Source organism: Streptomyces sp. AM25, from assembly GCF_058146165.1.
In genome coordinates, this window is the sequence record NZ_JBKIWN010000012.1 from 42283 (window position 1) to 54747 (window position 12465).

Consider the following 12465-nt stretch of genomic DNA (forward strand, 5'->3'; position numbering starts at 1 on the left):
AGGGGAGGGGATTCCAGCATCGGTGGATGAAGACGGAGTTGGACTCTCTCGGCTCCTTGCAGGCGTGATCGCCCGCGTTCAAGGGCTGAACAGCTCGTGCACATGTCCGTCGGGGGCAATGTAGTTGACGTGCTGGCTGTTGTTGCCGTCCCAGTAACCGTCCAGGGGACTGTCGGAGAACGTCGAGTGGCTCGTCGTGCCTGCAGCGGCGGTGAGGTCGTTGTCGACCCACTGGCCGAAGGGGCGGAAGAAGAGCTCGTGGACGTGGCCGTTGTCGGAGATGAAGTTGATGTGCTGGCTGTTGGCGCTGTCCCAGTAGCCGTCGAGGGAGCTTCCGGTGGCTGCCGGTACACCGCCGGAGATTGTTGTGAGGTCGTTGTCGGTCCAGCGGGTGCCGTTGAAGAAGAGCTCGTGGACATGCCCGTCGGTCGAGATGTAGTGGACGTGCTGGCTGTTGTCGAATTCCTGCCAGTAGCCGTCAATGGCGCTTCCGGCAGCTGCCAGTGCACCGCCGGAGATTGTTGTGAGGTCGTTGTCGGTCCAGCGGGTGCCGTTGAAGAAGAGCTCGTGCACGTGCCCGTCCACCGAGAGGAAATTGACGTGCTGGCTGTTGTCGGACACTTGCCAGTAGCCGTCGAGAGCACTTCCGGCCGCTGCGAGCGCACCACCGGAGACAGCAGTGAGGTCGTTGTCCACCCAGCGGGCGTCACGGTGGATGAAGAGTTCGTGGACGTGCCGGTCGGTCGAGATGTAGTGGACGTGCTGACTGTCGTCGGGAGCCTGCCAGTATCCGTGGAGGGCGCTGCCGGGAGCTGCGGGCACTCCGCCGGATACAACGGTGAGGTCGTTGTCGACCCACGGGGCGGACGGGTGGATGAAGAGTTCGTGGATGTGGCCGTCGGCGGCGATGAAATGGATGTGCTGGCTGTCGTCGGGGACTTGCCAGTATCCGTCGAGGGGGCTTCCGGAAGCCGCCGGTACACCGCCGGAAGCCGCGGTGAGGTCGTTGTCGACCCATCCGGCGAAGGGATGGTTGAAGAGCTCGTGGATGTGCCCGTCCGTCGAGACGAAGTTGACGTGCTGGCTGCTGTCCGTGGCCTGGCGGTATCCGTCGAGAGCACTGTGGGTGGCTGATGGCACACCGCGCGACAGCGCAGTGAGATCGTTGTCGATCCAGGACGACGGACCGATGTAGGTGATGGTGACCGCATGGCTGCCGCGGCCGCCGCGTGTGGTCGACGTCAGCTGCCTGCTGCCGAGGCCGAGGATGTCCATGGTCTCGCCGGCGCGGGGGTCTCCGGGATCCCCGATGAGCACTGCGGCTTCGCCGATGGCCGCTCCGCTCGCGCTCGCGCCCCAGCAGATCGCGTCGGTGAACTGCACCGGCGTGAAGACCGGCAGTGATGCATTCGACTCCCCCTCGACCGGGGCCTCCACGATCCACTCGGCGGAGGAGCCGTCGAACGTCGCGCCCGGTGGCGGTGCCAAGGTGATGGAGAACCGCTGGTCCAGGGTGTCGTTGGCGAAGAACAGCTGCCCGGCTGCCTGGTTGACGTAGCGGATCAGGCAGAAGACGGTGTCTCCCGGCCGGATGACGAAGTTCGGGATGTCCGTCTGGAAGACGTAGGGAGGGGAGTCCGGCTGCGGGGCGGCGAACCATTCGTACCAGGCTGCATACGTGGCGTTTCCCGACGCGTCGACTCGTTGCTGCACTCCCGCCTGCAGCACGTCGGTCGATCCGAACTTGCCGTCGATACCGACCCAGGAGGTCGAGTTCCAGCCCCCTGCCGGACCTTGCGGCGCCGCGGACTTGCTGACGGTCGGGACCTGCCAGCTGCCCAGTGCCCCCCTCCAGCCGCCCGGGATCGCGACCCCGGCCCACTGGGAAAGGGGCCCGGCGGCATTGGCGACCGTCCGGGCACCGGCAAGGCCGTGCGTGATCCCGGTGCGCGGTGCGAGCCCGTCCACGAAACGGTCGGCCGACTGCCAAGGACGCGCGAACAATCGACGCCATGCCGCGACGAGCGCGGGGTCGTCGCCCTTGCCCGGGCGGGGCAGAGGAAATCCGTGGGCGGCCAGCGAGGCGGGATCCGCCGTGAGGGGGTCGAAATCAGCGGGTGGCGTCGGCGATACATAGACGCCGGCGTGGCCGGTGGGAACGATCTCGTAGGGAACCTGAAGGCCGAATGGAGCGGGCACCGTCATCCCCCCAAGGAAAGAGCCTCGCACACCCGCCGTTTCCCGCGCGGGAGTTCGGAATATCGACGGTAATCCCGGGACGTACTGGACAGCACTCGCTCGATCGGGTGAATGCAGCCGCATTCACCCCGCAGTCGCACCACAGCCGCATTCCATCCACCGCAGCGGAGCGTTCACCGCATCAGCACACCCCCGTTGATGTCATACGTCGCCCCCGTGATGAACCCCGCGTCCGGCCCCGCCAGATAGACGGCCAGAGCCGCCACCTCCTCCGGGGTGGCGATGCGTCCCACCGGCGTCTGCGCGGTCAGTTCCGCGAGCTTCTCCTCGCCGACCGACCGCACCATGGGCGTGTCGATCATCGCGGGGGAGATGGCGTTCACCGTCACGCCGTACGGGGCGAGTTCGGCGGCGAAGGCACGGGTCAGCGAGATGAGCCCGGCCTTGGTCGCCCCGTAGGCGGCGCCGGTGGGACGGGCGGTCTGGCCGGCGACGGAGGCCATGGTGACGATGCGCCCGGTGCGACGGGTGCGCATGTCCGCCGCCACGGCACGCGTGAGGAAGAAGGCGGCGCGCAGGTTGACGTCGAAGAGCCCGTCCCACTCGGCCGGGGTGATGTCCCACAGGGACTTCGGCAGGGCACGGGCGGCGTTGTTGACGAGGATGTCGACGGGGCCGTGCGCCTCCCGGGCACGGTCATGGGCGTCCTGGAGCGCGTCGAGGTCGGCGAGGTCGACGCGGGCGGTCATGACGTGCCCGCCGCCCGGGTCGGCCTCGGCGGCCATGGCCCGGTTGGCGTCGTCGTCGACGTCCCAGGCGAGGACGCGGTCCCCGGCGCCGAGGAAGGCGTGCACCAGGGCGCGGCCGAGGCCGTGGGCGGAACCGGTGATCAGGACGGTGCGGTTCATGGCGCCTCCGAGTTGTCGATCTTGCTCGGTTCCCACCCTCTCACCGCCTCCGGCACCGGTGCGGCCGGGAGGCTGACGACCATCGTCAGGCCGCCGCCCGGGGTGTCCTCGGGGGTCAGCGTCCCGCCCATCGCCTCTGTCAGTCCCCGGGACAGGGCGAGCCCCAGTCCGAGGCCCGTCGTGTTGTCCGTGTCGCCCAGGCGCTGGAACGGTGCGAACGCCCGCTCCCGGTCCTGCTGCCGGATGCCGGGGCCCCGGTCGATGACCCGCAGTTCGACCCGTGACGCGAGCACGCTGGCCGCGACGGTGACCGGACGGCCGGCGGGCGAGTGCCGGGCCGCGTTGGCCACGAGGTTGGCGACCACCCGCTCCAGCAGCGGCGGATCGGCCAGCACGGCGGGGGCGCCCGCCACGTCCTGCACGGCGACGGGGTCGGCCGGCGCCTCGGGCAGGCTGTCCAGCGCCAGCGGCAGCACCTCCGCGAGCGCGGTGGGCTGCAGGTGCAGGGTCAGGGCGCCGGCCTGGATGCGGCTCATGTCCAGGAGGTTGTCGACCAGCCGGTTGAGCTTGGCCAGCGACTCCTCGGCCGTGGCCAGGAGTTCCTCGCGGTCCTCCTCCGAGAAGCTGACGTCGCGGCTGCGCAGGGAGCTGACGGCGGCCCAGCCGCCGGCCAGCGGGGTGCGCAGGTCGTGACTGACGGCGGCCAGCAGGGCGGTGCGCATGCGGTCGGCGGCCTTGACCGGTTCGATCTCGGCTGCCGCCTCGGCGAGCCGGGCCCGTTCCACGGCAGCCGTCAGGTGGGCGGCGAAGGCGGTGAGGACGCGGTGCTCGGTGGCGGGCAACGGCCGGCCGCGCAGGACGAGTTCGCTGTCGTTCCCTATGGGGACGGTGATCCCGTCCCCGTTCCCCGTGGGCGCCGCTGGCCGCACCGGCTCCGACTCGCGGCGGCGCGGGCGCAGTTCGACGGACGCCATGCCGAACGTCTCCCGGGTGCGTTCCAGCAGGACGGGGACGTCCAGCTCGCCGCGGAGGATGCCGCCGGCGAGCGAGGAGAGGGTCTCGGCCTCGGCCGTGGCGCTCGCCGCCCTGCGGCTGAGCCGCAGCGAACCGTCCACGACGGTCGCCACGATGACGGCGACGAGCGCGAAGACGATGAGCGCGAGGATGTTGTTGGCCTCGTAGACGGTGAAGCGGCCGATGGGCGGGATGAACGTGTAGTTGAGCAGCAGTGACGCGGTGAGCGAGGCCAGCAGCGCGGAGACGACGCCGCCGATGCAGGCCACGCCGACGACGGACAGCAGGAACAGCAGTGTCTCGCTGGTGAGATTGAGGTCGAGCGGGTCGGCGACCGCGCGCAGCAGCAGGGTCAGCAGGACGGGCAGGACGAATCCGGCCACCGGGCCCGCGATCCGGCGGGTGCGGGACAGGCCGCTGCCCGGGACGGGCATGGCACGTCCCCGGCCGGCCCGTTCGTGGGTGACCATGTGGACGTCGATGTCGCCCGAGCCCTCGACCACGGAGTCGCCGACGCCCTGCGGGGTGAGCCAGCGCAGCAGCCGGCCGCGGCGGCTGACGCCGACGACGAGCTGGGTGGCGTTCTCGGCCCGGGCGAAGGCGAGCAGCGCCGCGGGCACGTGGTCGCCGACGACGGTGTGGTAGCTGCCGCCCAGGGTCTCGACGAGCTGGCGCTGCCGGGCCAGGGCCGCAGGCGAGGCGCCGACCAGCCCGTCGCTGCGGGCGACATGGACGGCCAGCAGGTCGCCGCCTGCGGACCGGGCGGCGATCCGCGCCGCACGCCGGATGAGGGTCTCGCCCTCCGGGCCCCCGGTGAGTGCGACCACCACGCGCTCGCGCGTCTCCCACACACCGCCGATGCCGTGCTCGGCGCGGTAGTGCTGCAGCGTCTCGTCGACACGCTCCGCGAGCCACAGCAGCGCCAACTCCCGCAGGGCGGTGAGGTTGCCGACGCGGAAGTAGTGCGAGAGCGCCGCGTCGATCTTCTCCGGCGCGTAGATGTTGCCGTGCGCCATGCGGCGGCGCAGTGCCTCGGGGGGCATGTCGACGAGCTCGATCTGGTGGGCGCGGCGCACGACTTCGTCGGGGACGGTCTCGCGCTGCGGCACGTCGGTGATCTTCTCGACGACGTCGTTGAGCGACTCCAGGTGCTGGATGTTCACGGTGGTGACGACGTCGATGCCGGCGGCGAGGAGCTCCTCCACGTCCTGCCAGCGCTTGGTGTTGGGCACGCCGGGGGCGTTGGTGTGCGGCAGCTCGTCGATCAGTACGACGTCCGGGCGGCGCGCGAGGACCGCGGCGAGGTCGAGTTCGGTGACCTCCATGCCCCGGTAGTTGCGCCGCTGTCGGGGCACGACCTCCAGGCCCTCCAGCATCTTCTCGGTGTGCGGCCGCCGGTGGCACTCGGCGAAGCCCACCACGACGTCGGTACCGCGCTCGGCACGGCGCCGCCCCTCGTCCAGCATCCGGTACGTCTTGCCGACCCCGGGCGCGGCGCCGAGATAGACCTTGAGTCTGCCGGGAGGCCTGCGCCGTTCCCCCGGAGGCGCGCTGACCTGCGCCATGAGGTGCTCCTTCCTGATGTGGTCCACACCTTCATCGTCGGGCCGGGGGAGCACGATCGCGGTACTGAACGGCGACATTGACGCATTCCTGATCCTTGATCATTTGCGTTCTTCGTCACACACCTCAGAGGGGAGAACCTCGCCCTTCAGAGCGCGGGGACGACAAAATTCGCACGTGACAACCCTGACCGCCACCCTGCTCCTCGTCGGATTCGCCACCCTCGTCGCCACCGGCGCCCGCCACTGGCGGATCCCCGCCCCCTCGTTGCTGGTCGTGGGCGGAGTGCTGATGGGACTGCTGCCCTGGATACCCGATGTCCGGGTCTCCCCGGACGTGATCAGTGTCGCGGTGCTCCCACCGCTGCTCTACGCCTCCGCCGAGGAGATCCCCTGGCGCGAACTGCGCCGCGTGTGGCGGCCGGTGACCGTCCTGGCCTTCGGCCTGGTGCTGGTCAGCGCGGCGGCGGTCGGGGCGGTGGCCGCCGCGATCACCCCGCTGCCGGGGACGATGGCGTTCGTCCTGGGGGCGATCCTGGCCAGTACGGACCCGGTGGCGGTGACCGCGCTGGGCCGGCGGCTGTCGCTGCCGCCGCGCATCCAGGTGCTGGTGCAGGCGGAGAGCCTGTTCAACGATGCGACGTCGCTGGTGCTGTTCAAGGTGGCGGTCACCACGGCGGTGGCCGCGAGCGCGGTCTCGTTGCCGGCCGCGGGCGGCCAGTTCCTCGTCCTGGGCGGCGGGGGCGCGTTGGTGGGGGCCGCGGTCGCGGGGGCGGCGGCGCTGATCCGGCGGCGTACGGAGGACCCGGTGCTGGAGACGGTCATCGCACTGGTCACGCCCTACGCCGGATACGTCCTGGCGGAGGACCTGCACACCTCGGGCGTCACCTCGGTCGTGATCGCCGGCGTACTGCTCGGCAGCACGGGCCACACCCTCACCAGCGGGTCCGTCCGGCTGCAGGTCCAGGCCGTCTACGGCACGGTGGTCTTCCTGCTGGAGAGCGTCGTCTTCGCGCTGATCGGGCTGCAGCTGCCCACACTCGTACGGGCACTCGGCCCGAGCCGCCACCAGTGGCTGCCCGCGGTGCTGGCCGTGGCCGCCACGGTGATCGCGGTGCGGCTGCTGGGGGTACTGCCGCTGTCGGTGGTGATGCAGCGCCGGCGCGGCGACGGTCCGGTGTCCTGGCGGATCCCCGCGGTGGTGTCGTGGGCGGGGACGCGCGGGGTGATGCCGCTGGCCGCGGCGCTGTCGGTGCCGCTGGCCACGGACGCGGGGGAGGCGCTGCCGCACCGGTCGCTGATCCTGGTGCTCACCACGGGGGTGGTGGCGTTCACGCTGATCCTGCAGGGCTTCACGCTGGCGCCGGTGGTGCGGTGGTCGGGCATCGCCCTGGAACCGGAGCACACGGCCCGCGAGGAGGCCCGGGCCCGGGCGGCGCTCGCGGAGGCGGGGCTGGGGTGCCTGGACGAGATGGAGCAGCTGGAGGCGGCGCCGGCCATCGTCATCGACCAGCTGCGGCGGGGGCTGCTGGCGCGGCTGGACCAGGCGGACGCGGACCAGGGGGAGGGGGCGTCCGCCGTTTCGGCCGCGGGCTACCGGGAGTTGCGCCGTACGGTCATCGCGGCGGAGTCCGCGGAGCTGGCGCGGCTGTACGCGGGCAACCGCATAGGGGACACGACGCGGCGGCGTCTGCAGCGGGCGCTGGATCTGGAGGAGGCGGGCCTGGGCGAGTGAGCCGGAAGGAACAATTCCGGTGCGCTGAGCGCTCTACAGGGTGAAGGAGCACACAACTGTGGGGGAAACCATGTCCGCCAAGTCCGTGAACCGAACCGTCAAGCGCACCGCCATCGCCCTCGCCCTCCTGCTCACGATGTCCGCCTCCGCCACCGCGTTCGCGGCGGAGGCACCGTCGCCGCCCGTCCGCGCGGGGAGCAGCGACTCGGTCCAGGACCGCGTGGCGGCTTTCTACAGCGCCTACATAGACGCGCGTTCCGGCGAACCCGACACCGCGCTGGCCAACGCCCTGCGCGCCCACTACCTCACCAAGGAGTTCCGCATCCGCCTGGAGGCCTGGGAGCACAGCCACCACGTGGACGGCGTCCTGCAGGCGCAGAACACGCCGCGCGCATGGCAGGTCACCTACGACAACAGCGGTGCGGGGCACACGTGGACGCGGGTGCGGCTCACCTGGGGCGACGACCAGCACCCGACGTACACGTACCTGTCGGTGCAGTCGGACCTGAGCACCAAGCTCATATCCGACATCAAGGTGGAGGACTCGGCGAAGAGTTGAGCGGCCGGGCTCTCCCTATGCTGGGTGCGTGACGGAGACACACACCTACGACGTGACGATCGAATGGACCGGCAACCTCGGTCCGGGCACGGATGGTTACCGGTCCTTCAGCCGTGCCCATGAGGTGCTGGCGGAGGGGAAGGCGCCCATCGCCTCCTCCTCCGACCCTGCCTTCCGCGGCGACCCGGCCCGCTGGAACCCCGAGGAACTGCTGGTGGCGTCGGTCGCGCAGTGCCACATGCTCTGGTACCTCCACCTGTGCGCCACCGGCGGGGTGACCGTCGTGGACTACGAGGACCGGGCCCACGGGGTCATGGCCATGGACGCGAGCGGCGGGGGAGGCCGGATCACGGAGGTCGTGCTCCGGCCCGAAGTGACCGTCGCGCAGGCCGCGATGGTGGACAAGGCCCGCGCACTGCACGGCGACGTGCACGCGGTCTGCTTCATCGCCCGGTCGGTGAACTTCCCCGTCCGGCACGAGCCGGTCGTCCGCGTCCAGTGAGGAAGACCCGGAGCAGTGTCAGACGTTGACGCCGAAGTCCTGGGCGATGCCGGCCAGCCCGGAGGCGTAACCCTGCCCGATCGCCCGGAACTTCCACTCGCTCCCGTGCCGGTACACCTCGCCGAAGACCATCGCGGTCTCGGTGGAGGCGTCCTCCGTCAGGTCGTAACGGGCGATCTCCCGCCCGTCGGCCTGGTTGACCACGCGGATGAACGCGTTGCGCACCTGCCCGAAGCTCTGCCCGCGCTGCTCGGCGTCGTAGATGGACACCGGGAAGACGATCCGCGCCGCCTGCGCGGGGACGGCGGCCAGGTCGACCTGGATCTGCTCGTCGTCGCCCTCGCCGCCGCCCGTCAGGTTGTCGCCGGAGTGCCGGACCGAACCCTCGGGGCTGTTGAGGTTGTTGAAGAAGACGAAGTGCTGGTCGGAGAGGACCCTGCCGGAGGTGTCGCAGAGCAGGGCGGAGGCGTCGAGGTCGTAGTCCGCTCCGGTGGTGGTACGCACGTCCCAGCCCAGACCGACGGTCACCGCGGTCAGGCCCGGGGCCTCCTTGCTCAGCGAGACGTTGCCGCCCTTGGACAGGGTCACGGCCATTGGGGTCCTCCGTGCGTGGTGCGGTGGGTGTGTGCAGCGGTTGTGCTGTCGACAGGCAGGACGCACGGGCGGGCCCCAGGGTTCCCCGTTTGCGCAATACATGAAGTGTTGACCGAGAGGTCAGTTCTCGGCAGCCCGTGCTGCCTTGCCGAACGCGTCGGTGAACGCCGCACAGAATGCCTTCAGATCGGCCGGCCTGCGACTGGTGACCAGCGCATTGGGGCCGTTCGTGCAGAGCGTGACCGGCTGGTCGACCCATGTTCCGCCCGCGTTGCGCACGTCGGTCCGCAGGCTGGGCCACGAGGTAAGGGTGCGGCCGCGCACCGCGTCGGCCTCGATCAGCGTCCACGGGGCGTGGCAGATGGCGGCGACCGGCTTTCCCGCGTCGAAGAATCCCTTCACGAATTCCACGGCCTTCCGGTCCATGCGCAGCACATCGGGATTCGCGACGCCACCCGGCAGCACCAGCCCGTCGAAATCCTCGATACGGGCCTCGTCCAGGGTCAGGTCCACGGGAAAGGTGTCGGCCCGGTCGAGGTGGTCGAAGGCCTGGATCCGGCCGCTGCGGGTGGAGACGAGCCGGGGTTTGTCACCGTGGTCGAGAACGGCCTGCCAGGGCTCGGTGAGTTCGACCTGTTCGACACCGTCCGGTGCCGCGAGAAATGCGATCTGCACGGGTGCCGCCCTTCGCCGTCCGCCATGCCGTCTGCCATTCCGTCACTGTGCGGCAGTTTCCGGACGGCCGCGACCCCAGGGGCCTCACGCTGCCGCCGCAGGGCGATGCGGCGGCGGTGCGGCGAGCATGGGAAGGCAGACCTGACCTGACGGGGTGCCGGAGCCATCCGCGACCATGGACGACCAACGGGAGTTGACGTGCCTTGAACACGAAGGAGCCGGAGATGGAGACACCCCGGGCGCCACGGCGCCGTACCCTGCTGCGCATGATCGGCGCCGGTGGAGCCGTGGCGGCGACCGGGGCCATGACGGCGGCCTGCGGCGGCAAGAAGCACAGTGCGGCGGCGGGGGAGACGGGCCGGCCCCCGGCCTCCGGCGACGACACCCTCATGATCATCCGGCATGCGGAGAAGCCCAAGGAGAGCGGCAAGAAGCCGCCCTTCGGCATCACCGAGGACGGCGAGCAGAGCGACCACGCCCTCACCGTCCGCGGCTGGCAGCGCGCCGGAGCGCTGACCGGCCTCTTCGCCCCGGACGGCGGCACGCCGCTGCGCCAGGGCCTGGTACGGCCGACCGCGGTCTACGCCGCCTCGCCGCACCACGGCGGGGGAGGCCTGCGGCCCAGCGAGACGGTCACCCCGCTGGGGGCGAAGCTCAAGGCGAAGCCCAATTTCGACTACCGCACGGACGACGAGGCTGCGCTGGCCAAGGAGCTCGTCGGACTGCACGGCGCCACCCTGGTGGCCTGGGAGCACCACCGGATCTCCGCCATCGTCAAGGGCCTGGGCACGGTACGGCCCGAGCCGCCGAAGGCCTGGCCCGACGACCGGTTCGACCTGGTCTGGGTCTTCACCCGCAAGGGCGGCGGGGACTGGTCCTTCACCCAGGTGCCCCAACTGCTCCTGGACGGCGACAGCCCGCACCCCGCCTGACCGGAAAACGGTTGTCCGGCCCTGTGCAGGGAATATCCCTGCAGAGCAGAAAGGGGGCGGATATGGCCGTACTTGTCGTCGTCCTGCTGCTGGCCCTGATTCTGGGCGGCGCAGGATTCGTGCTGCACGTGCTGTGGTGGCTCGCCATGGCCGTGCTGGTCGTGTGGTTGCTGGGATTCCTTTTCCGCAGCGTGGGTTCCGGCGGGAAAAGGGGCCGCTGGTATCGCTGGTGAATTCCGGCGGTGACGCCCGGCCGGATGACGCCCGTATTCCGGGTCGCATTCCGGCCGGACGTCCCGGCGGCCGGCGGCCTCAGCCGGCCGCTTCCTCGTGACGGTCGCCGGCCCACACGGTGTGGAACGAGCCCTCGCGGTCGGTGCGCCGGTAGGTGTGCGCCCCGAAGAAGTCCCGCTGCCCCTGCGTCAGGGCGGCCGGCAGCCGCTCCGCCCGCAGCGCGTCGTAGTAGGCGAGGGCGGCCGAGAAGCCCGGCGTGGGCACGCCGTGGCGCACCGCGGTGGCGACGACCGCACGCCAGGCGTCCTGCGCCCGGCCGACCTCGTCCGCGAACTCCTTGTCCGCCAGCAGCGTGGGCAGCGCGGGGTCTGCGGCGAACGCGGTGCGGATGCGGTCGAGGAAGGCGGCCCGGATGATGCAGCCGCCCCGCCAGATGGCGGCCGTCGACCCGAGGTCGATGTCCCAGCCGTACTCGGCGCTCGCGGCGCTGATCATGTTCCAGCCCTGTGCGTAGGACACCACCTTCGAGGCGTAGAGCGCCTCCTCCACCTGCGCCGCGAAGGCCTCCGCCGCGTCGGCGGACAGCGGCTCGGCGCCGGGACCGGGCAGCGTGCGCGCGGCACGCCGCAGGTCGGTGTGCCCGGAGACGGACCGGGCGAAGACGGCCTCGGCGATCCCGGAGACCGGAACCCCGAGGTCCAGCGCGGTCTGCACGGTCCACCGCCCGGTGCCCTTCTGCTCGGCCTCGTCGGCCACCACGTCCACGAACGGCTTCCCGGTGGCCGCGTCGGTGTGGGCGAGCACCTCGGCGGTGATCTCGATCAGGTACGAGTCCAGCCGCCCGGTGTTCCAGTCACGGAAGATCTCGGCGATCCGGGCCGGCTCGTAACCGGCGACCGTACGCAGCAGGTTGTAGGCCTCGGCGATGAGCTGCATGTCGGCGTACTCGATGCCGTTGTGGACCATCTTGACGAAGTGTCCGGCGGCGTCGGGGCCGATGTGGGTGCAGCAGGGGGTGCCGTCGGGTGCCTTGGCGGCGATGGACTCGAGAAGGGGTCCGAGGGATTTGTAGGACTCGACGGATCCGCCGGGCATGATGGAGGGCCCGTTGAGGGCGCCTTCCTCGCCGCCGGAGATGCCGGTGCCGACGAAGTGGATGCCGCGGTTGCGGAGGGCCTTTTCGCGGCGGCGGGTGTCGAGGAAGTGGGCGTTGCCGCCGTCGATGATCATGTCGCCCTCGTCGAGGAGGGGGGCGAACTCGTCGATGACGGCGTCGGTGGGGCCGCCGGCCTTGACCATGATGATGAGGCGGCGGGGCTTCTGCAGTGCGGCGACGAACTCTTCGGGGGTTTCGGCGGGGACGAAGTTTCCTTCGTGGCCGTGTTCGTCAATGAGGGCCGTGGTCTTGGCGGTTGTGCGGTTGTGGACGGCGACGGTGTGGCCGTGGCGAGCGAAGTTGCGGGCGAGGTTGCTGCCCATGACGGCGAGTCCGGTGACGCCGATCTGGGCGGTGGGGGTGGTGGCGGGGGTGCTGGCCATGTGCGGTGTTCC

The 12465-nt window shown here is 70.8% G+C and carries 11 protein-coding genes; 5 read left to right on the top strand and 6 right to left on the bottom strand.

All coding sequences use genetic code 11. The features are described from left to right. Positions 1-78: 78 nt before the first annotated feature. From ACLHRZ_RS17630 to ACLHRZ_RS17640, 3 genes are all read right to left on the bottom strand, one after another. A complete protein-coding gene (locus ACLHRZ_RS17630; protein WP_490419396.1) occupies positions 79-2205 on the bottom strand; it encodes a G1 family glutamic endopeptidase in 2127 nt (708 codons plus the stop codon). A 167-nt stretch (positions 2206-2372) separates the two neighbouring features. Then, a complete protein-coding gene (locus tag ACLHRZ_RS17635; protein WP_490419397.1) occupies positions 2373-3107 on the bottom strand; it encodes an SDR family NAD(P)-dependent oxidoreductase in 735 nt (244 codons plus the stop codon). Beyond that, entirely contained in the window at positions 3104-5686 is a 2583-nt protein-coding gene (locus tag ACLHRZ_RS17640; protein WP_490419513.1) for a sensor histidine kinase, read from the bottom strand. The genes ACLHRZ_RS17635 and ACLHRZ_RS17640 overlap by 4 nt, the downstream gene beginning before the upstream one ends. Before the next feature lie 175 nt (positions 5687-5861). On the opposite strand from ACLHRZ_RS17640, the gene ACLHRZ_RS17645 reads away from it, so the two are divergent. From ACLHRZ_RS17645 to ACLHRZ_RS17655, 3 genes are all read left to right on the top strand, one after another. Next, a complete protein-coding gene (locus tag ACLHRZ_RS17645; RefSeq protein ID WP_490419398.1) occupies positions 5862-7418 on the top strand; it encodes a Na+/H+ antiporter in 1557 nt (518 codons plus the stop codon). A 70-nt stretch (positions 7419-7488) separates the two neighbouring features. Next, positions 7489-7977, top strand: a complete 489-nt coding sequence (locus ACLHRZ_RS17650; protein ID WP_490419399.1) for a hypothetical protein — start codon at positions 7489-7491, stop codon at positions 7975-7977. A gap of 28 nt (positions 7978-8005) precedes the next feature. Continuing rightward, positions 8006-8479, top strand: a complete 474-nt coding sequence (locus tag ACLHRZ_RS17655) for an OsmC family protein (RefSeq protein WP_490419400.1) — start codon at positions 8006-8008, stop codon at positions 8477-8479. An 18-nt stretch (positions 8480-8497) separates the two neighbouring features. On the opposite strand, the gene ACLHRZ_RS17660 is transcribed toward ACLHRZ_RS17655, so the two are convergent. Beyond that, positions 8498-9073 carry a TerD family protein gene (locus ACLHRZ_RS17660; protein ID WP_490419401.1) on the bottom strand — a complete coding sequence of 192 codons (576 nt, stop codon included), beginning with the start codon at positions 9071-9073 and terminating at the stop codon, positions 8498-8500. 120 nt (positions 9074-9193) lie between these two features. Further along, complete coding sequence (locus ACLHRZ_RS17665) at positions 9194-9748, bottom strand: type 1 glutamine amidotransferase domain-containing protein (RefSeq protein WP_490419402.1); 555 nt, start codon at positions 9746-9748, stop codon at positions 9194-9196. A 224-nt stretch (positions 9749-9972) separates the two neighbouring features. Here ACLHRZ_RS17665 and ACLHRZ_RS17670 point away from each other — a divergent pair, with 224 nt between their 5' ends. Continuing rightward, positions 9973-10680 (top strand): hypothetical protein, encoded by a 708-nt coding sequence (locus ACLHRZ_RS17670; RefSeq protein WP_490419403.1) that lies wholly within the window; start codon positions 9973-9975, stop codon positions 10678-10680. 62 nt (positions 10681-10742) lie between these two features. Next, positions 10743-10913: a hydrophobic protein gene (locus ACLHRZ_RS17675; RefSeq protein ID WP_490419404.1), complete on the top strand. Its 171-nt coding sequence runs from the start codon at positions 10743-10745 to the stop codon at positions 10911-10913. A gap of 79 nt (positions 10914-10992) precedes the next feature. Here ACLHRZ_RS17675 and gnd read toward each other — a convergent pair whose 3' ends face one another. Next, positions 10993-12453 carry an NADP-dependent phosphogluconate dehydrogenase gene (gene gnd / locus ACLHRZ_RS17680; RefSeq protein ID WP_490419405.1) on the bottom strand — a complete coding sequence of 487 codons (1461 nt, stop codon included), beginning with the start codon at positions 12451-12453 and terminating at the stop codon, positions 10993-10995. Positions 12454-12465: the final 12 nt, after the last annotated feature.